The organism is Nocardiopsis quinghaiensis (assembly GCF_008638365.1).
Lineage (GTDB): Bacteria > Actinomycetota > Actinomycetes > Streptosporangiales > Streptosporangiaceae > Nocardiopsis > Nocardiopsis quinghaiensis.
The window spans coordinates 405,279-425,203 of sequence record NZ_VWVU01000001.1 but is presented as its reverse complement, the minus strand read 5'-3'; the positions used below and the strand labels follow the sequence as shown (position 1 = coordinate 425,203).

15 protein-coding genes are annotated in these 19,925 nt (G+C 70.6%); 7 read left to right on the top strand and 8 right to left on the bottom strand.

The features are described 5' to 3' along the window. Positions 1-353 precede the first annotated feature (353 nt). The 3 genes from FYX01_RS06780 to ectA form a co-directional block, all read right to left on the bottom strand. On the bottom strand, positions 354-761 hold the full coding sequence (locus FYX01_RS06780) for an ectoine synthase (protein ID WP_150238619.1): 408 nt from the start codon (positions 759-761) through the stop codon (positions 354-356). 127 nt (positions 762-888) lie between these two features. Beyond that, positions 889-2,154 (bottom strand): diaminobutyrate--2-oxoglutarate transaminase, encoded by a 1,266-nt coding sequence (gene ectB / locus FYX01_RS06775; RefSeq protein WP_150238617.1) that lies wholly within the window; start codon positions 2,152-2,154, stop codon positions 889-891. 87 nt (positions 2,155-2,241) lie between these two features. Beyond that, the gene (gene ectA, locus FYX01_RS06770; RefSeq protein ID WP_150238615.1) at positions 2,242-2,742 is read right to left on the bottom strand and encodes a diaminobutyrate acetyltransferase; all 501 of its coding nucleotides are present in this window, start codon (positions 2,740-2,742) and stop codon (positions 2,242-2,244) included. A gap of 840 nt (positions 2,743-3,582) precedes the next feature. Between ectA and FYX01_RS06765 the strand changes: the two genes are divergently transcribed. The 3 genes from FYX01_RS06765 (at position 3,583) to FYX01_RS26040 (ending at position 5,356) form a co-directional block, all read left to right on the top strand. Continuing rightward, positions 3,583-3,852: a WhiB family transcriptional regulator gene (locus FYX01_RS06765; protein WP_150238613.1), complete on the top strand. Its 270-nt coding sequence runs from the start codon at positions 3,583-3,585 to the stop codon at positions 3,850-3,852. A gap of 209 nt (positions 3,853-4,061) precedes the next feature. After that, entirely contained in the window at positions 4,062-4,658 is a 597-nt protein-coding gene (locus FYX01_RS26045) for a copper resistance protein (protein WP_190394208.1), read from the top strand. Between the two features lie 8 nt (positions 4,659-4,666). Beyond that, entirely contained in the window at positions 4,667-5,356 is a 690-nt protein-coding gene (locus FYX01_RS26040) for a copper resistance CopC family protein (RefSeq protein ID WP_190394207.1), read from the top strand. 261 nt (positions 5,357-5,617) lie between these two features. Here FYX01_RS26040 and FYX01_RS06755 read toward each other — a convergent pair whose 3' ends face one another. Continuing rightward, positions 5,618-6,379 (bottom strand): PP2C family protein-serine/threonine phosphatase, encoded by a 762-nt coding sequence (locus FYX01_RS06755; RefSeq protein WP_150238611.1) that lies wholly within the window; start codon positions 6,377-6,379, stop codon positions 5,618-5,620. Positions 6,380-7,204: 825 nt separating this feature from the next. On the opposite strand from FYX01_RS06755, the gene FYX01_RS06750 reads away from it, so the two are divergent. Together FYX01_RS06750 and FYX01_RS06745 are read left to right on the top strand one after the other, a co-directional pair. Beyond that, entirely contained in the window at positions 7,205-8,482 is a 1,278-nt protein-coding gene (locus FYX01_RS06750; RefSeq protein ID WP_150238609.1) for a glycosyltransferase, read from the top strand. Between the two features lie 128 nt (positions 8,483-8,610). After that, complete coding sequence (locus tag FYX01_RS06745; RefSeq protein ID WP_150238607.1) at positions 8,611-9,585, top strand: anti-sigma factor RsbA family regulatory protein; 975 nt, start codon at positions 8,611-8,613, stop codon at positions 9,583-9,585. Here FYX01_RS06745 and FYX01_RS06740 read toward each other — a convergent pair. After that, a complete protein-coding gene (locus tag FYX01_RS06740; protein WP_150238605.1) occupies positions 9,575-9,922 on the bottom strand; it encodes an STAS domain-containing protein in 348 nt (115 codons plus the stop codon). The genes FYX01_RS06745 and FYX01_RS06740 overlap by 11 nt on opposite strands. A 96-nt stretch (positions 9,923-10,018) precedes the next feature. Beyond that, positions 10,019-10,789, bottom strand: coding sequence for a GAF and ANTAR domain-containing protein (locus tag FYX01_RS06735; protein WP_150238603.1), 771 nt, complete (start codon positions 10,787-10,789; stop codon positions 10,019-10,021). 111 nt (positions 10,790-10,900) lie between these two features. On the opposite strand from FYX01_RS06735, the gene FYX01_RS06730 reads away from it, so the two are divergent. Further along, positions 10,901-12,070 carry a GAF domain-containing protein gene (locus FYX01_RS06730; protein WP_150238601.1) on the top strand — a complete coding sequence of 390 codons (1,170 nt, stop codon included), beginning with the start codon at positions 10,901-10,903 and terminating at the stop codon, positions 12,068-12,070. Positions 12,071-12,256: 186 nt separating this feature from the next. On the opposite strand, the gene FYX01_RS06725 is transcribed toward FYX01_RS06730, so the two are convergent. Together FYX01_RS06725 and FYX01_RS06720 are read right to left on the bottom strand one after the other, a co-directional pair. Continuing rightward, the gene (locus FYX01_RS06725; RefSeq protein ID WP_150238600.1) at positions 12,257-12,895 is read right to left on the bottom strand and encodes a response regulator; all 639 of its coding nucleotides are present in this window, start codon (positions 12,893-12,895) and stop codon (positions 12,257-12,259) included. Positions 12,896-12,901: 6 nt separating this feature from the next. Next, positions 12,902-17,326 (bottom strand): HAMP domain-containing protein, encoded by a 4,425-nt coding sequence (locus FYX01_RS06720; protein WP_150238598.1) that lies wholly within the window; start codon positions 17,324-17,326, stop codon positions 12,902-12,904. 419 nt (positions 17,327-17,745) lie between these two features. Here FYX01_RS06720 and FYX01_RS06715 point away from each other — a divergent pair, with 419 nt between their 5' ends. Beyond that, positions 17,746-19,914, top strand: coding sequence for a SpoIIE family protein phosphatase (locus tag FYX01_RS06715; protein ID WP_150238725.1), 2,169 nt, complete (start codon positions 17,746-17,748; stop codon positions 19,912-19,914). The last annotated feature ends 11 nt before the right edge of the window (positions 19,915-19,925 follow it).

Below are 19,925 nucleotides of genomic sequence, written 5' to 3'. Positions count from 1 at the left end.
CAGCCTCCCCCAAGCATGCTCCGCAGTAACGAGACCCGATTAGTCCGTTATGCACTGGTTATTCATGTGCAGCCCCCGGGTGATCGGCTCTTCGCCCTGCTCAGGGCGGGTCACCTGTGCTTTGTGACCCTGAGTCCGGCCCCCCGTCACCCTGAGACGCCTCCCCCGTGAACACACCGTGGGCGGGGTCTCGCGACCCCGCCCACGGTGTGTTCGTCCTTCTCGCCTCGCCCGCCCGTCGGAAGGCCCGGACAGGGACGCCCGCGGCGTGATCCCCTGCCGCCCGGACGCTCCGAGGACGGGAACCAACCCCCCGGCGGCTCCCGGTGCGGACCCGGGCCTGAGGCCTGGTCCTAGGCTCCGGCTGTGTCGTCGTCCTCGACGATGAGCGGGTAGACGCCGTTCTCGTCGTGGACCTCACGCCCGGTGACGGGCGGGTTGAACACGCACAGCACGCGGAAGTCCGTCTTGGGACGGACGGTGTGCTTCTCGTGACCGTTGAGGAGGTAGAGGGTGCCCGGGGTGATGATGTGCTTCTCCCCCGTCTCATCGTTGGTCACCTCGGCCTCGCCCTCGATGCAGTGCACGAGTTCGATGTGGTTGGCGTACCACATGCTGGTCTCCGTACCCGCGTACAGGACGGTCTCGTGGAAGGAGAAGCCGACCTTCTCCTTCGCGAGAACGACCCGGCGGCTGCGCCAGGTCTCCGTCTTGATGTCAGCGTCGGTGTCGTTGACATCGTCCAGGCTGCGAACGATCACTGGTGTCTCCTTACGCGCTCTGCGGCGCCTTTCGGTGGTGGTGCGACGCGGCGCGGGGCCGGACGACGTCCCGAGGGTCGCCGTCCGGCCCCGCACCGCGTGGTGTGGAACTCCGCAGAGGAAGTTCCTAGGCGGGCTGTGCCACCTTGACCGCGGCACGGACCGCGTCAGCCATGATGTCAAGGCCCGCCGTGAGCTCCTCCTCGCTCGCCGTCAGCGGCGGCAGGAGTTTGGCGACCTCGTCCTCGGGACCGGAGGTCTCCAGGAGCAGGCCGCGGTCGAAGGACTCGGCGGCGACCTTCTTGGCGATGCCGTCCTGCTCGAAGGCCAGGCCCCGGGCCATGCCGCGGCCGCGCACGTGCGCGCCGAAATCGGCGTGCTCGGCGGCCATCTCGGCCAGGCGCGCGGCGATCATGTCGCCCTTGGCCTTGACCGAGTCGGCGAACGAGGAGTCGCTCCAGTAGCGGCGCAGCGCCTCGGAGCCGGTGACCATGGCCGGGTTGAACCCGCGGAAGGTGCCGTTGTGCTCGCCCGGCTCCCACACGTCCAGCTCGCGCTTGAACAGGGTGAGGGCCATGGGCAGGCCGTAACCGCTGATGGACTTGGACAGGGTGACGATGTCCGGGGTGATCCCGGCTTCCTCGAAGCTGAAGAAGTCCCCGGTACGACCGCAGCCCATCTGGATGTCGTCGACGATCAGCAGGATCTCGTACTCGCGGCACAGCTCCGAGAGGTCGCGCAGCCACTGGGCGCTGGCGGCGTTGATGCCGCCCTCACCCTGGATCGTCTCGACGATGACGGCGGCGGGCTTGTCCAGGCCGCTGCCGCTGTCGTCCAGCAGGCTGCGCAGCCACAGGAAGTCCGGCGTCTTGCCGTCCATGTAGTTGTCGAACGGCATCGTGGCGACGTGGCCCAACGGCACGCCCGCGCCACCGCGCTTCATCGAGTTGCCGGTGACGGCCAGGGCGCCCAGGGTCATGCCGTGGAAGCCGTTGGTGAAGTTGACGATGGTCTCGCGGCCGGTGTACTTGCGGGCCAGCTTCAGCGCGGCCTCGACCGCGTTGTTGCCCGCGGGGCCGGGGAACTGGACCTTGTAGTCCAGGTTCCGGGGTTTGAGGATGATCTCCTCGAAGGTTTTCAGGAACTCGCGTTTGGCCACGCTGTAGGCGTCGAGGCTGTGGACGATCTTGTCGTCGGTCAGGTACTCGATGAGCGGGGTCTTCAGCTCCGGGTTGTTGTGCCCGTAGTTGAGCGAACCCGCTCCTGCGAAGAAGTCCAGGTAGGGCTTGCCGGTCTCGTCGTAGACATGGCTTCCGACGGCCCTGTCGAACACGACCGGCCAGTTCCGGCAGTATCCGCGGACTTCGGACTCCAGGCGCTGGAAGGTATCCATGGTGTGTTCCTTGGTTCCTTTCCCCAGGTTCGTGGGCTCATGGCTTGGACGATGGGGTGGGTGGGTGGATCCGGTGCGGATGGTCGGTCACACTTCCGGCTCGGGATTGAGGGGGCCGATGCGTACGAGGTCCTCGGGATCGTGCGGAGTGTCGTCGTCCGCAGGGAAGTGTTCCCCGCCGAAGAGCGGACTCCACACGGCTTCGGTCCCCCTGTCCCGAGCAAACGAGGCGAACAGGGCTCGGGAGGCGGTGTTGTCGGCGGTGACGGTCGCTTCGAGGTAGCGCAGGCCACGCTCGGTGATCCGGTCGCCGATGAAGTCGAGCATCCGGCGGGCCAGCCGCTGTCCGCGGAACGCGGAGTCCACGGCCACCTGCCAGAGGAAGTACGTGTCGGGACTGTCGGGCCGCACGAAGCCGGTGACGTAGGCCGCGACACGGCCCTCGTCATCGCGGGCGACGACGCTGGTCGCGGCGAAGTCCCGGCACCAGAGCGTGTAGGCGTACGGGGAGTTGACATCCATGCCCGTCTCCCCCGCCAGCCGCCACATGTGCGGTCCGTCCTCCGGGGACGGGTGCGACAGGCGCACGCCTCCACGGCCCGCGGCTCCTGGTGTCTCGGAGCCCGTGGCCCCGGCGTCAGTGCGGTCGCGTGCTTGGAGGTTCGTTCGTTGATGTGGCACGTCGATCGAACTTAGCGAACGAATACCAACGAGATTTCAGGGAGGTTCCACGTAGATGTTTCAACACACTTTCATCGGGTAGGACTCGTTCATTTAACGGCGCTTACATACCCTGACCAGGGCCTTCACCCGAAGCCCCGGAACGGTCCGCCAACGCGTTCAGGCCCTGCCCAGCAGGGGATTTCGCGTCGTGGTCGTGAGCGGATCACGCGGGGCGCCGGCGCGGATCGCACCGCGGCCGTCATATGAGGTCAACAACCCTCAGGGCCAAACATAGGCCCTCAACAGGCAATATTAAGCGTGCGTTAAGTCACATTGATTCGGTGGAAACCTCGCGACATAACACCCCGGGGGCCGCGTCGTACGCCACACGGCACGCTCCGCCCCCCTGGGAGGCCCTCCGCAACGCCGGCGGGCGGGAGGGTCCGGCGGGTCGACACGCCGGGGAACGCCGCCGGTGCGCGTGCGTCGGCGCGCGGCCGCGACGGCGCGGCGGCCACGGCGGCCACGGCGGCCACGGCGGGACACAGTGGATCCGCTACCCGGAACGGTCTTGAGAAATCACGGATTTTCCAGCAGACTTCACGTAGTACTACACAAGGTCGTACTACACTTGGTCGCATCGCTGCGCCGCGACTCCCCGGGCCGACCGTCCGTGGGCGGCGGGGCGGAGGAGTTCCCGACCCCGCCGTGAGAGCACGGTGCGGGTCACCGACCACGGATCACAGCCACGGATCGGAGGCGCCCGTGAACCGCCTGTACCACGAGAGCGAGGACTGGGTCGAGCAGGGAAACTGCCGCTCGTACGACCCGGAGATCTTCTTCCCGGTGAGCAGCACCGGGATCGGGCGCGCCGACACCGAGCAGGCCATCGCCGTCTGCCGCGGCTGCACCGTTCGCCAGGAGTGCCTGCGGTGGGCCCTGCGGGCCGGAGAGGCTCACGGAGTCTGGGGGGGCACCACCCCGGAGCAGCGCCGCTACATGCGGCGCGAGCTGGTTCCGGCCGGCCAGAGCTGATCAGGAGCGCCCCAGGGACCGCCGGTGGCGCGGGGCCGCGTCCGGCGGCCCCCTTCCCCGCCTCCCGCACTCCGTCCGGCCCCGCCCCGGGGGAGACGCCGTGACACGGACGGATGCCGGACCGGTCCGCCGGGCCGGTGCTCGCCGCACGCGGCCACCGGCCCGCTGCTCCCTTGCGGCCCCGTGGGGCACGGCCTAGGTTCTTTCTCGTGCGACCCGCTCACGGCACGCTCCGCCTCCTACGCACGGCACTCCTCGCCGCTGCGTGCACGGGGCTTGCCTGGAGCGGCCACAACGTGTGGGCCGCGTCCCCGGCCTCCCTCGGCGGGTTCGCGGCCGCGACCGCGGTCCTGTTCCCCCTGCTGTGGCACTTCACCCGCACGATGCGCGGCTTCGGCGACATCCTCGTCGTCATGGCCTCCGTCCAGGTCCTCCTGCACCTGATCCTCCAGGGATCGGCCGCACCCCTCCCCGGGATGACCGGCACCGGTGCGGGCCACGCCGGACACGGCCTGTCCGCCCACGCCCTCGGCCTCGCACCGGGCATGCTGTTCGCGCACCTGTGGGCCGCCCTGCTGGCCTCCGCGCTGCTCGCCCACGGCGAGGCGGCCCTGTGGTTCCTGACCGCCCTGCTCCGCCGCGCGCTGCCGTCGCTGCGCGTCCCCGACCTCGCGTTCACCACACCCGTACGGGTCCCGTGCGCCGCCGTCCCGGCGGTGCCCTCCTCCGTCATGCTCTCGGCACACGGCCCCCGCGGCCCTCCCGGACGCCTCCGCGTAAACCGGCCGGACCGCACCGAACTCTGAGAGAAGACATGACCACCGATCACAGCATCCCCGCCCACGACGACGCGGGCCCCTCCCGTGTGCTGCCGCGTGTGGCCGCCGCCCTGCTGGCACCGCTCGCCGCCGCCCTGGTACTGGCCCCCTCCCCCGCCCTGGCCCACGACGCCCTGACCGGCTCCAGCCCCGAGGACGGCCAGACCCTGGACAGCGTCCCCGAGGAGGTCGTGCTGACCTTCAGCAACGCTCCGATGGAGGGCGGCAGCGGCAGTGCCGTCGTCGTCACGGGGCCGGACGAGGAGACCACCTACGAGGAGGGCGAGCCCGCCTTCGACGGCACGGACGTGTCCGTGGGGCTGAGCACGCTGGACCAGGCCGGTGAGTACACGATCGGCTTCCGTGTGGTCTCCTCCGACGGGCACCCGATCCAGGACACCCTGACGTTCTCGGTGACCGAGGAGGCCGTCGCGGCGGCGGCCCCGGAGTCCGTGCCCGAGGAGACCGCGCCCGATGAGGCCGAGGAGGCCGGGACCGAGGAGGAGGCCGCCGGCGAGCCGGCCGAGGAGGCGCCCGCCGACGAGGCCCCGGCCTCGGAGGGGGTGTCGCCCGTCGCCCTGGCGCTGCTGGCCGTCGTCGCCGTCGGCGGTATCGCCGCGGTCGTGCTCGTGGCCGTGCGCATGCGCAAGCGCCCCGGTGCGGGCGGGGGCGCCGACCAGAAGTAGGCGAGGCCCGTCGGCGGCCGGTGACGGCCGAGGGGCCCGTACACCGTTCCCGGGTTCGGAGACGGTGCACGGGCCCCTCCTGTGTGTCCGGCGTCCCGGCGGCGGAGAGCGGGAGGCACGGGAACGGACCGGGAGAACCGGGGCAAGCGTGGGGGAAGGTGTGAGAGCGGTGGAAGCCGTGCAGGGGGCGGGGGGTGTGGAAGTGGTGGGAGGCGTGGGGTGGAGGTGGAGGGAGGGCGCGTTCGTCGAGGGTGGGGAGGGTCAGACGCGGCGGGCCAGCAGAATGCTGATGTTGTCCTTGCCGCCCGCCCCCATGGCGGCCTGCCACAGGGCGTGCACGGCGGCCTCGTCACTGCCCGCCTCGGCGATCATCCGCTCCATCTCCTCGGTCAGGACCAGATCGGACAGGCCGTCGCTGCACATGAGCCAGGCGCTGGGGTCGGCCGCGTCGTCCCGGCCCACGTGCGGAACCATCGTCCCGCCCGAGCTGCCGCCCAGGGACTGGGTGATGAAGTTCGTGGTGACCGGTCGACCGTCCTCGGACGGTGGCAGGGCCGGTGAGTCGTCCTCGGAGAGCTGCCTCAGGCGGCGCCCCTCCAGACGGTAGGTACGGGAGTCGCCGACGTTGAACCAGAAGTTGCCGTCGTTGTTGAGCAGGACGCCCGCGACCGTGGTCCCCATCCCGGAGAACTCGGTGTGCTGCGTGGCATGGTCCTTGATCTCCTCGTCGATGTTGCTCAGTAGCTGGGCGATCTCCTCGACGCCGCCCAGGCGCGGCCCCATCTCGGCCATGCGGTGCACGGCGTGCTCCGAGGCGATCTCTCCCGCGGCCTGGCCGCCGATCCCGTCGGCGACCGCCAGGATGACGGGCTCACCCACCGGGAGCACGCAGCGCACCGGCGAGGTCATGTTCGCACTGGCGACGGTCAGGGCACCCATGACGACGGCGTCCTCGTTGGCGGGACGGATAGCGCCCCGGTGCGTGAGGGCCGTGACAATGACTTCCCCACCAGCGACACCCATACGCCCTTCCTCCCGTTTCATCGGCCGTGGCCGGTTGCCCGGCGTCCAGCGCCAGACCTTGGTCGAGTCCCGTTCAACGTCTGGATCCTGTCACCGTACCGAGCCACCGCCGGACTGGGTCAAAATCCGCGTACATCATGGCGGAAAACACCCGGATACGCAGTTCCCTCCGGGAGTCCCACCGCCAGAAGTGTCGTGGCGGACGGATCCGCGGTGCACGTTGTGCCGCCTGGTGTTCCGGTCCGACAGTAGCGGCGGCGCGGCGGACCCGACAGGGGCCGTGCGCCGACAGGGCGAAGTCGCAGCCCACAGGGAGCGGAACGAGGTTACGGTCTGCACCGAACCCCCTCTTTGGCCGTGGTTCGGGATCGTCCACGCGTTGTCGAGGACGGGACCGTCTGGCAGAATGGTGTCCGTTGGGTGTCTAAGACGCAGACACACACGACCCGCCCCGTGCGCCGTTCTCCGGCTGTCCACGGTGGCTGATGTCTTCCTCGACCGGTCGTTTGGTGTGATCCCCGTGCGTCTGCCCTTCTCTCCCTCCCCCTCGCTCCACCGCCGCCGTATCCGCTACGCGCCCACGGCTCGCAGTGCTGCCGAGCGGCCTCCACCAGCGGGTCGACCCACGGCACCCCGTGCCTCCTCCCCCTGACCACACCTCCCCTCTCAAGCGTCACGTGTCGCGCACCGCTCCCAGGACTCCGAGGAGCCGGCGCACCGACCCCAGTCCCGCCCGGGGGAGATTCCGATTCCCCGCTCCGGAGTCACCTCGGGCCCGCCTACGACGGACACCAGACGAAATCCGTGTCCAAGGAGCGCAGCCCAGTGAAGATCTCCATGATCGCCGAACACGCCAACCCCCTCCCCGCCCACAGGGGGGAGCCAGCCTGCCCCGCGAGCCTGCACGTGTGCGCGCTGTCCCGGCAGCTCGCCAAGCGCGGGCACCGTGTGACGGTCTACGCCCGCCGCAGCGCCCCCGACCAGCCCGACGGCCGTACCCGCATGGCGCGCGGCGTCTCCGTCATCTACCTGGACGCCGGCCCGGCCCAGCCGATGCCCGCCGACAGGCACGCCGAGCACACCGGCGCCTTCGGCACCGCGCTCGCCTCCGCCCTGGACGAGGACACGCCCGACGTCCTGCACGCCATCGGCTGGACCAGCGGTCTGGCCGCCCTGCACGCCCAGGCGCGCAGCGAGAGCGACCAGAGCGACACCCCCCTCATCCAGACCTTCCACTCCCTCAACGCCAGCGAGCAGCGCGGCGGCCTCGCCCACCAGCCCGAGCGCGCCCGCATGGAGACGGTCCTGGCCTCCCGCGCCGACCATGTCCTGGTCAACTCCACCGACCAGCAGGGCGAGCTGGCACGCCTGGGCGTGCCCCGCCACAGCGTGAGCGTGGTGCCCTTCGGCGTGGACCCCGAGCACTTCAGCGTGGAGGGCAGCGCCTCCACCGATCACTGGAACTCCCGGCGCGAGGAGCGCGCACGCCTGGTCTCGGTCACCTCCCTGACCGAGTCCGGCGGCGCCGACCGCCTCGTGGAGGCCATGCTCCGCCTTCCCGAGGCCGAACTGCTGCTCGTCTCCACCGCCGAGGGCCTGGACGTGGCCCTCGACGAGGACGCCCGCCGGATCGAACTCCTCACCAAGGAGGCCGGGGTGAACGACCGCGTCCACCTGACCGGCCCGATCGAGCGCAAGGAGCTTCCCCGCCTGCTGCGGTCGGCGGACGTGTACGTGTCCGCCGCCTCCTACGACCCCTACGGAGGGGCCGTGCTGGAGGCCATGGCCTGCGGCCTGCCCGTGGTGGCCACCGCCACGGGCGCGATTCCCGGGGCCGTCCTGCACCGCACCAGCGGCGTGCTGATGCGCTTCGGCCATCCCGACGAGGTGGCGCGCTCGGTGCGCGCGGTCCTCAACACGCCCACCATGAGCACCGCCTACGGCATCGCCGCGGTGGATCGGGCCCGCTCCCGGTTCACGTGGCAGAGGATCGCCGTCGAGACGGAGCTCGCCTACAAGCGGTCCCACCCGCAGCAGTCCGAGCGCGAGGACGCGGACGAGGACGAGGTGGACGGCCTGCTGCTGTCCGGAACCTCCCGCTGACCCGTGCCCGCCCCCGCCCCGCGCCCGGTCCGATCCCCCGGAGTCCTTCCCGGGGGACGGGACCGGGTACACAGACCACGGCGCTCGGGCGCCGGACGACCGGTCCCGAGCGCGGACACCACGAACCGATGACCTTCGAACACCAGGGCCTGCTCTTCCACCGCGAGCAGCAGTTCCACGAGGTGGCCCAGGAGCGGTTGCGGTCGGCCGTACGCGAGAACGCCCACGCGGTGCTCGCGGTCACCGGAGAGCGAGCCGCGGCACTCACCAGCGCGCTGTCACCGAACGAGCGCGAACGGGTGCGCGTCATCGACCGGGACGGGCTCTACGACGCTCCCGGGCGCACCCTGGCGGCCCTGCACCGCCTGGCGCTCACCCACGAGCCCGTGCCGGTGGTCGTCGTGGCCGAGCCCCCGCTGCCCGCGGCCTCAGGAACGGAGCTACGCGAGTGGCACCGACTGGAGTCGGTGCTGTGCACGGCGCTCGCTCCGCAGCGGATACGGCTGCTGTGCGCCCACGACGCCCGGAGCCTGACCCCCCGGACGCGGTCCGCGGTGCTCGCCACCCACCCGGTGCTCACGGGGCCGCGGGGGGCCCGGAACAACCCCGCCTACCTGGGTACGGCGGCGTTCGGCGCCAGGCCGGTCGCCCCGGAACCGCTTCCGGTCACCGGCCCCGTCCACCGGTTGGAGATCGGGCTGTCCCTGCCGAGGCTGCGCGGTGAGCTGGTGGCGCTCGGCGCGGACGTGGGGTTCCCGTCCGACCGGATCGACAGTCTGGTGGTGGCGGTGAACGAACTTGCCGCCAACGTGCTGGAACACGGCGCCGGCAAGGGCACCGTGCAGGTCTGGCGCGCCCCCGGACGCTGGGTGTGCGACGTGTTCGACGAGCGCGGGGGGCTCTACGACCCACTGGCCGGATACCGTCCGGCCGACGGCGTGCGCCCGCGCGGGTACGGGCTGTGGATCACCCGGCAGACCTGCGACTTCCTGGAGATCAGCGGGAGCGGCGAGGGGTCGCTGGTACGGCTGCACTTCGTGGACCCGGCCCGTGAGGCCTCCTCCGTGGAGGAGGCGGGGACGCGGACCCCGCTCAGACCCTGAGGGAGTCCACCGCGGCGCCGGTGCTCTCCGTGATCGGGATGACCTGGTCGATCCCCGCGATCACGAACAGGCGGTTGACCTGCTGCTGGGGTTCGGCGACCACCAGGCCCACGCCCAGGTCGCGGGCCTGCCGGTAGGCGGTGACGAGCACCCCGATGCAGCGGGAGTCGCAGAAGCCGACCTTGGCGAGGTCGACCACCACGCCCCGGGGCGGATCGGCGGCCAGGACGCCGTCGAGTGCGGCGGCCAGTGCGGGAGAGGTCACCGCGTCCATCTCCCCCACGGGGGTGACGACGACGACGCCATCCTCGCGAAGGATCGAGATGTCTGACGTCACGGTCGTTTCTCCTTGTCGTTCCGGGACGGACCCGAGCCCTCATCATCGCGCTTTTCGATCACGCTCGGGACTCATCGTCCGGTGTCGCCCGGTCGCTCACCGGCCGTCCGTACCGGCGCGGCGCGTCCGCGGCTGCGCTCCGGTGTTCTCCTCCACGAGGTCGCGGGCCACCTCGACCACCCTCTTGCGATTGCGCTGGGCGACCTCGCGCAGCGCGGTGAAGGCGGTGTCCGCGTCGCAGCCCCGGGCGTGCATGATGATGCCCTTGGCCTGGTCGATCACCGTACGCGCCGACATGGCCCGACGCATGTGGGCGGTCTCCCTGGCCGCGTCGGCCTGGCGCCCGGCGCTGTGGAGCGACACGGCGGCGTGTTCGGCGAGCAGGGCCGTCAGGGGCTCGACGACGTCCTCGTCGAAGGCGTCCGCGCGGCCGGAGTGCACCCCGAAGGTGATCACCCGGTCGTCGCCCCCGCCGGGCATCGGGCTGGGCAGGGTGACGGAGGAGCGGTCGCCGCACTGGACCGCCATGCTGGTGTAGCGGGGCCACCGGTGGGGCTCGCGCAGGATGTCGCCCACCCGCACCTGGCGCATCTCGCGGACGGCCTCCACCGTGGGGCCCTGGTCACTGGTGTACTGGTGCTCGAAGGCGGCGGACAGGTCGGCGTGGGAGGCGCCGTAGTCGGTGACGACGTGCCGGGTGGATCCGTCGGGTCCCCCGACCTCGCGCCAGACCACGACGAGCGCGGCCGAGCAGCCGGGCACACCCAGGGCCGTGACCCTGCTCATCTGGTCGAGGGCGCGTTCCAGGGTGGCGCCGTCCTCCTGCCCCAGCGCGCCGATGTCGCGGGCCAGGCGCTCGATCCACACGATTCGGCCTCCTTCCGCGTCCGGGTTCCCGCTAACCGTAACCTTGGGGGATCCGCTGGCGGACATCCGCTAGCTTCGGAAAGAACGCCATCCACGACGGGAGACCTGCGCGTGTCGGAGAACCTCGCGGGGTTGCAGCGTGAGACCACCGCACTGAGCGAACGCGTCGCCGGCCTGCGCAACACGCACGCCATGTATCCCGACGACGCCCGGAGCACCGCGGAGGCCGCCCTGGCCGAACTGGAGTACGCCGAGCGCCTGCTGGGCGACGCCGGTGCCCAGCTGGCGCGGGCCCACTCCCGTCCGGTGCCGCGCCGCCACAACGACGACAGCGACCGGACCCTGCTGCGTGCGATGTTCCAGGAGCTGAGCGTCCCCGTCGTGCTGCTGGACCACGAGGGCTACATCCGGCGGATCAACAACGCCGGGGCCGCCCGGCTGGGCAGCGCGCCGGGCTATCTCACCGGCAAGCCCTTCGCCCACTTCGTGGACCTGCGCAAGCGCGCGGCGATGCAGTCCTGGCTGGCGGCGGTGCTGCGCGGAGACGGCAGCGCCGCGCTGGAGTCGCGGCTGGCACAGCGCGGCTGGGCCGAGGACGTGCACCTGACCCTGACCCGCCTGGAGCTGCCCACCGAGCCCAACCCCCTGGTGCTCGTGGCGATGTCGCCGCCGATGAGCGGCGTCGAGGAGGAGGGCCCCGCCCCGCTGGAGCCGGAGGTGGAGGACCAGGTGGTGGTGCTGGCCGCCCGCAGGCTGGACGTGCTGACCCGGATGACGCGGCTGCTGCTGCGCTCGGCCGGGCCGGGGGGCGCAGGGGAGCCGCTCGCGCTGGCCGATGCCGCCGACCTGCTCGCCGACTCCTACGCCGACTGGGTGATCGTGGACGTGTGCGACCTGCCCACCGGGCCCGACGCGGCCCGGCGCGCCGTGGTCGCCGGCCCCGCCGACGTGTCCGGGGAGCACAGGGAGGCGGTGGCCTCAGCGGCGCCCGGCGCCTCCGACATCCCCGGCGAGGTGCTGGGCCGTGGCCAGTCGCTGCTGTTCCCGCTGATCGAGGACGACGCCGTGCTGGGCCACACCGCGTCGGGGGCACCGCTGCTCGCGATGCTCGGCGCGGGTTCGCTGCTGTCGGTCCCCCTGCGCGGCAGCCGGGGCGTACGGGGTGCGCTCACCCTGATCCGCCGCAGCAACCGGGGCAGCTTCCGCCTGGCCGACCTGGGCCTGATCGAGGAGATCGGCGAGCACATCGGCCTGGCGCTGCCGCCCCGTCCGTCGGTCTGAGCTGTGTCTTCTCTGGGGCTCCGCTCCGTTTCGCCCCGTGTTCGTGCGCCCTGTAGGCGGGAACCCTCGGCACCTTCCGTGCGATGGCTCGTTCCTCGCGATCGCACGTCCGGCACCCCCAGAACCCCGCCGGCGCCCGAACGGCACCCCCGTGGGTCCCGCCCCCGTCCGCCACGGTCCGGGTGGTCACTGGGGGCCGTGCAGGGTGTCCACCAGGGTGGTCAGCCGGGACACCGAGCTGTCCATGCGGCGCACACCGTCCACCAGCGGCTGGTCCACGTCCTGGTAGCCGGCCACGATGTGCTCACGCAGCTGGGTCAGGTCGGCCTGCACCTGACGGGCGCGCTGCGCCAGCTGCTCGGCCAGGACCTTGCCGGGCTCCCCGGTCTCCTGCCCCAGGTCACGCTGGAGGGTGCGGGCCTGCTCGCGCATCTGCGCCTTGAGCTGGTGCAGCTCCACGAACACCTCGACCTTGGAGCGCAGCACCCAGGGGTCGAACGGCTTGAGCAGGAAGTCCACCGCGCGCGAGGCGTAGCCGCGGAAGACCTGGTGCCGGTCGATCTCCTGGGCGGTCAGGAAGATGATCGGCACGTCCTTGGTCTTCTCGCGCTGCTTGATGTGCGCGGCGGTCTCGAAGCCGTCCATTCCCGGCATGACCACGTCGAGCAGGATGACCGCGAAGTCCGTGCCCAGAAGGTGCTTGAGCGCCTCCTCACCCGAGTTGGCCCTGACCAGGTTCTGGTCCAGGGAGGTGAGTGCGGCCTCCAGCGCGATCAGGTTCTCGTCGCGGTCGTCGACGAGAAGGATGTTGGCCTTCTGGGTCACTTCGGGTTACTCCAGGTCCTCGTTCGGGGTGCTGGTGCCAGTGTCCCCGTTCTGGTCGTTGTCGTCTCCGGTGCGCTCGTCCGTCGCGCCATTGTGCCTGTCCGGCGTCGCCTCCGGCGCACCGGCCCCGGCCGATCCGGCGTCGTCGGCCGCGGCACCGGCGATGGTCTCCTCGCGGCCGGCGGTGAGCCAGCGCCGCATGACGTCGAGCAGGTGGTCCAGGTCGACCGGCTTGGTCACGTAGTCCGTGGCCCCCGCCGCGAGGCTGCGCTCGCGGTCCCCCTGCATCGCCTTGGCGGTGAGCGAGATGATCGGCAGATCGGCGAACTGCGGCATCTCCCGGATCCGCTGGGTGGTCTGGTTGCCGTCCAGCTCGGGCATCATCACGTCCATCAGGACGAGCGAGATGTCCTCGTTGGCCTCCAGCATGGAGATTCCGGTGTGCCCGTTGTCAGCGTAGAGGACCTCGAGGCCCTGCGCCTCCAGAGCGCTGGTGAGCGCGAAGACGTTGCGCACGTCGTCGTCGACGATGAGCACGCGCTGACCGCTCAGGATCGCCTGCCGCTCGGGGTCGGTGCGCGGCTCGCCCTCGGCGGCCTCCTCGGGCTCCCCTCCCCCGGCCGCCCCCGGGGAGGTCTCGGGCGTCTTGAGCACCGGGACCGTGGGCAGCGGCTCGTTGGTGATGTCGGTGAGGGCGGCCACGGCGGCGTCGAAGTCCTCGTCCGGCATGGAGAAGTCGTCGTCGAGCGCGGAGGTGTCGGTGTCCGCGCCGCGTCCGGTGCCGAGCATCGGCACCGAGTCCACACCGCCCAGGGACGCGGCCTCCTCGGCCCGCTCCACGGCGTCCTCGGGCAGGCGCACCGGTAGCAGCAGCGTGAAGGTGGAACCCTGGTTGGCCACGCTCTGCACCCGGATCTCGCCGCCCAGCAGGCGGGCGAAGTTCCGGCTGATGGACAGGCCGAGGCCGGTCCCGCCGAAACGCCGGGAAGTGCCGCCGTCGCCCTGGTGGAAGGCCTCGAAGATGACCTGGAGCTTGTCCTCGGCGATCCCTATGCCGGTGTCGGCGACGGTGAAGGCGATGACCTCCTCGTTCTCCACGAACATCTCCAGGTCGGTCTCCTCCAGCGCCCACGCGGGCTCGATGATCAGCCGGACCTCGCCCTGCGGGGTGAACTTGACCGCGTTGGAGAGCAGGTTGCGCAGTATCTGCTGGAGCCGCTGCTCGTCGGTCCACAGCGTGCCGGGGATGTCCGGCGACACGTCCACCGCGAAGGCCAGCCCCTGTTCACCGGTGACCGGGCGGAAGGTGGCCTCGACGTAGTCGACCAGTTGGGCGATGGACACCTCGCTGGGCTGGACCTCGGCGCGACCGGCCTCCACCTTGGACAGGTCGAGGATCTCGTCGATGAGCAGCAGCAGGTCGCTGCCCGCCTTGTGGATGGTCTGGGCGAACTCGACCTGTTTCGGGGACAGGTTCTGCTCGGCGTTGTCGGCGAGCAGGCGGGCCAGGATCAGCAGGCTGTTGAGCGGCGTGCGCAGCTCGTGCGACATGTTCGCCAGGAACTCCGACTTGTACTTGGAGGAGACCTGGAGCTGGTGGGCGCGCTCCTCCAGGGCGTTCCTGGAGCGCTGGATCTGCTGGTTCTGGAGCTCGATCGCCCTGTTCTGGTTGGCGAGCTGGGTCGCCTTCTGGCGGAGCTCGGCGTTCTTGCCGCGCAGCTCCTCCTGCTGGCGCTGGAGCTCGTTGGACCGCTCCCTGAGCTGGCTGGTGAGCTGCTGGGACTGTTCGAGCAGGTCCTCGGTGCGGTTGTTCGCCAGGATGGTGTTGATCGTGGTTCCGAGCAGGGCCACCAGCTGGCGCAGGAAGTTCTTGTGGATCTCGCGGAACTCGTCGTAGGAGGCGAACTCGATGGCGCCCAGCGAGCGCTCCTCGGAGACGATCGGCAGGATGTACAGGTTGCGCGGCGAGGCCTCGCCCAGCCCCGACTCGACCTTGACGTAGCCGGACGGGATGTTGCCGACCTGCTGCTCCACCTGCTGGGCCAGGGCCTCACCGACCAGTCCGACGCCCCTGCGGACGCGGCGCCGCTCCTCGCCGGGGTCGAAGCCGAAGCCCGCGTAGAACAGGAAGTTCTCCTGGTCGTCCTGGTCCTCGGGCAGGTAGCAGGCACCGTGCTGGGCGCCTATGAGCGGCGTCACCTCGGTCATGATGAGGCGGGCCAGCTCCTTGAGGTCGCGGTGTCCCTGGATGTGGCCGGAGATACGGGCCACGTTGGACTTGAGCCAGTCGGCGTCGCGCTGGGTGGCGGTGGTCTCGCGCAGGTTGGACACCATCAGGTTGATGTTGTCCTTGAGCTGTTCCATCTCGCCGCGGGCGTCGACCTGGATGTTGCGGGTCAGGTCGCCCTTGGCGACGGCGTTGGCGACCTCGGCGATCGCCCGCACCTGTGTGGTGAGGTTGCCCGCCAGGCCGTTCACGCTGTCGGTGAGCTGCTTCCACGTGCCCGAGACACCCTCGACCTTGGCCTGTCCGCCCAGCTGGCCCTGGCTACCCACCTCGTGGGCCACACGGGTCACCTCCGTGGCGAACGCCGAGAGCTGGTCCACCATCGTGTTGACCGTCGTCTTGAGCTCCAGGATCTCGCCCTGGGCGTTGACGTCGATCTTCTTGGTGAGGTCACCCGCGGCGACGGCGGTCGTGACCTCGGAGATGTTGCGCACCTGGGTGGTGAGGTTGTGCGACATCGAGTTGACGTTCTCGGTGAGGTCGTTCCAGATACCGGAGACGCCCTTGACGTCGGCACGGCCGCCCAGCTTGCCCTCCGTACCGACCTCACGGGCCACACGCGTGACCTCGTCGGCGAAGGCGGACAACTGGTCCACCATGACGTTGATGGTGTCCTTCAGCTCCAGGATCTCGCCCTTGGCGTTGACCGTGACCTTCTTGGTCAGGTCCCCCGCGGCCACCGCGCGCGTGACCATGGAGATCTGCCGCACCTGGTAGGTCAGGTTGTTGGCCATGGAGTTGACGTTGTCGGTCAGGTCCTTCCAGACCCCGGACACGTCGCGCACGTGGGCCTGTCCGGCCAGCTTGCCCTCGGTACCCACCTCACGGGCCACACGGGTCACCTCGCCGGCGAAGGAGTCCAGCTGGTCCACCATCTTGTTGATGGTGTCCTTCAGGTCGAGCATCTCGCCCTGGGCGTCCACGGTGATCTTCTTGGTGAGGTCACCGGTGGCGACCGCCGTCGTCACCTGGGAGATGTTGCGGACCTGGTAGGTGAGGCTGTTGGCCATGGAGTTGACGTTGTCGGTCAGGTCCTTCCAGATGCCCGACACGCCCTTGACGTTGGCGCGACCGCCCAGCTTGCCCTCCGTACCGACCTCACGCGCCACACGCGTGACCTCGTCGGCGAAGGAGTCGAGCTGGTCGACCATGGTGTTCACGGTGTTCTTCAGGGCGAGCATCTCGCCCTGCACGTCGACCTGGACCTTCTGGGTCAGGTCGCCCCGGGCCACGGCGGTCGTCACCTGGGAGATGTCGCGCACCTGGTTGGTGAGGTTGTCCGCCATGGAGTTGACGTTCTCGGTGAGGTCCTTCCAGATACCCCGCACGCCGCGCACGTTGGCGCGACCGCCGAGCTTGCCCTCGGTACCCACCTCGCGGGCCACCCGGGTGACCTCGTCGGCGAAGGTGGACAGCTGGTCCACCATCGTGTTGACGGTGTCCTTCAGGTCGAGCATCTCGCCCTGCACGTCGACCGTGATCTTGCGGCTCAGGTCACCCCGGGCCACGGCCGTGGTCACCTCGGAGATGTCGCGCATCTGGTCGGTGAGGCGGGAGGACATCTGGTTGACCGACTCGGTGACCTCGCGCCAGGCGCCGGAGACGCCCACGACCTGCGCGGTGCCGCCGAGCTTGCCCTCGGTACCCACCTCGCGGGCCACCCGGGTGACCTCCTCGGTGAAGCCGCTCATCTGGTCGGCCATCCGGTTGACGGTGGTGGCCAGGCGCAGCAGGTCGCCCTTGAGCTCTCCGCGGCGGCCGTCGGTGGAGGCGCGGCGGCTGAGCTGTCCCTCGGCGACCGAGTCGAGGACGCGGGCGACGTCGGTCACGGGTTCGGCGACCTCGTCGAGCAGGACGTTGAGCGCCTGGGCGCTCTCGCCCCAGGCGCCGCGGGAGGGGTTGACGTTGACGCGCTCGTTGAGCCTTCCCTCGTTGCGTACGACGTCACCGACGCGCTGGAGCTCGTCGCTGAGCTGCTCGCTGTGGTCGACCACCTCGTTGAAGACGGAGGCGATCTCCCGCATGGTCCCGCCGCCGCGTTTGCGGAGGCGGACACTGAAGTCGCCGTCGCGCATGCGGTACAGGGCACGCAGAATCTCGTCGAGCTGGTCGTCGGCCGCCAGTTCCTTGACCGCCTCGGGCATCGAACCCCCTCCTCAGCCTGATCTGCCACCTCGACATCCCGTCCGGGCACCCGTCCGGGCGGCCCGGCCGCCGCGTGGGCGGCGGGCCGTGTCCACGGACGGCACGCATGGACGGGGGGCACGCGGCGGTACCGCGTACCCTGGTGACACCCCGTCACGCTACCTGCGTGAAGTACCACCCGAAAGAAGCGGATGTGTCGGTGACTTACACTAACCGGCCGAGCCGACCTGCACAGGTGGGTTCCCGATGTTGTCCTTCCGGAGGCGGCTCCGGGGGGCGGCCCTCTCCTCGTCAGGACTTCCGAATGACGCTTCGGGCGGTACCGCCCGCCACGGCACGCGTATCGTGGCACTGACCATCACCCCCACGCACGCACCCAGTGACGAAGGACACCGACGGCTTGCCAGCACAAGACGCGTTGAAGGTCGCTCGACGAGAGTTCCCTCCCGCCCCGGAGACCGCGGCGGCGGCCCGCGAGTTCGTTCACGACACCCTTCTGTCGTGGGGTGTGCCCGACCCTGCCGACGATGTGATCCTGCTTGTCAGCGAGCTGGTGACCAATGCCGTCATCCACGCGAGGTCATCTCTGGACGTGACCGTGCGCCGGGGCGAGGGGTCGACGGAGGTGATGGTGACCGACTCCGTGCCCGAACGGGCCGTACCGCAGGCGGGACCGCTGTCGGTGGAGGCCTCGGCGTCCCGGGACAACGGGCGCGGCGGCGGCCTGGGGCTGGCCCTGGCGTCGGCGATCGCGTCCAGCTGGGGTGTGAGCTACGGGCGCAACGACAAGGCCGTGTGGTTCCGGATCGAGGACACCACCGAGGAGCACCCGTCACTGGAGTCACCTCCGGTACGTAAGGGCCCCTCTCGTCCCACGCGTCCTGCGCCGTGGTCGGCGCTGGACTCCGCCCTGGGCTCGCGGCTGAGACTGCCGCAGCTGCTGGAGCGCACCGTGGAGTACGCGACCACGGTGCTGGGCGGGGACGCGGCCTACATCACCCTGGCCACGTCCGACGAGACGATGTGGGAGGTGCGCTCCGCGGTCGGGCTGACCCCGGGCGGTGCACCGTGGCGGTCGCTGCGGGTGCGCACCGAGGAGATCTTCCCGTCCGCGGCGCCGGAGCCGAACGCGGTGATCAACGACGACCTGATGATCGCCCGTACCGGCCGGGGGCGGCTGCTGCGCGCGGGGATGCGCTCGCTGGTGACGGCACCGCTGATCGTGGACGGACGGGTCACCGGCCTGCTGGGGGTGGCCTCCAAACGGGCCCGGCACTTCGGACCGGCGGCGGCCAGGCGGCTCCAGGAGGGCGCGGACCTGATCGCGCTGCCGGTGGAGCGCGCACGCCTGGCGGAGGTGGAGCTGAGCAGGCGCGCCTCGCTGAGCTTCCTGGCCGAGGCCAGCGACCTGTTGGCGGGCACCCTGGACGAGCGGATGACGGGCGCCCTGGCGGCGCAGCTGATCACCTCGCGGCTGGGGCGGTGGTGCGCCATCGAGACCATCAACGAGATGGGTGCGTCCCAGCTGATGCACGTGGTGCACAGCGACGAGAACTACAACGACATCCTGCGGGCGCTGCTGACGGGGCTGCCGCCGCACGAGCAGCGGGAGCCGCAGCCGCTGTGGTCCCCGGCCGAGCTGGCCAAGGAGGGACTGGACGAGCAGCTGATCCGGGAGCTGGCGAGCGGCCCGGCGATCAGCATCCCGCTGGTGGCGCACGGGCGCGCGCTGGGCCGGATGACGATCGGCAAGAACGAGTCGGACGACTTCACCCGCGACGAGGTCGACGTCGCCGACGACCTGAGCCGCCGGGTGGCCTCGGCCATGGAGAACGCGCGTCTGCACGAGAAGCAGTCCGCGATGAGCGACGCCCTGCAGCGCAGCCTCCTTCCCGCGAAGGAGAAGGAGCCCGTGATCCCGAACGTGGACCACGCGGTGTTCTACCGTCCGGCGGACGAGCGGAACGTGGTCGGCGGGGACTTCTACGACGTGTTCGCGGCGAACGGGCGGTGGTGCTTCGCGATCGGCGACGTGTGCGGGACGGGTCCGGAGGCGGCGGCCGTGACCGGCCTGGCACGGCACACGCTGCGGGCGCTGGCCAAGGAGGGGTTCGCGCCGTCGCACATCATGCAGCGGCTGAACATGGCGATCCTGGACGAGAACACCTCCACCCGGTTCCTGACGATGCTGTACGGGGAGATGATCCCGGCCACGGACGGCGGGGGCGGGATGCGGCTGCGGATGGTCTCCGCCGGGCACCCGCTGCCGATGCGGCTGAACCAGAAGGGCGAGGTGGCGTCGTTCGCTGCGTCCCAGCCGCTGCTGGGCGCGTTCGAGGACGTGGGGTTCACGACCGAGAACGTGGACATCCGCCCGGGCGAGGTGATGCTGGCGGTGACCGACGGCGTGACCGAGCGGCGCAACAACGGCGACATGCTCGGCGACGAGGGGCTGACGGAGATCTTCTCCGGCTGCGCCGGGCTGACCGCCCAGGCGGTGATCAGCCGTATCGACCGGGAGCTGGAGGAGTACGCCCCTGGCGGGCGCAGTGACGACACCGCGATGCTGGTGCTGCGCTTCCTCTGATGGGCCGGCCG

Bases quoted from the DNA above. Each gene is read 5' to 3' on its own strand.
- FYX01_RS06720 (WP_150238598.1), bottom strand. From the start codon at position 17,326: ATGCCCGAGGCGGTCAAGGAACTGGCGGCCGACGACCAGCTCGACGAG.
- ectB (WP_150238617.1), bottom strand. From the start codon at position 2,154: ATGGATACCTTCCAGCGCCTGGAGTCCGAAGTCCGCGGATACTGCCGG.
- FYX01_RS06755 (WP_150238611.1), bottom strand. From the start codon at position 6,379: ATGGGTGTCGCTGGTGGGGAAGTCATTGTCACGGCCCTCACGCACCGG.
- FYX01_RS06745 (WP_150238607.1), top strand. From the start codon at position 8,611: ATGACCTTCGAACACCAGGGCCTGCTCTTCCACCGCGAGCAGCAGTTC.
- FYX01_RS26040 (WP_190394207.1), top strand. From the start codon at position 4,667: ATGACCACCGATCACAGCATCCCCGCCCACGACGACGCGGGCCCCTCC.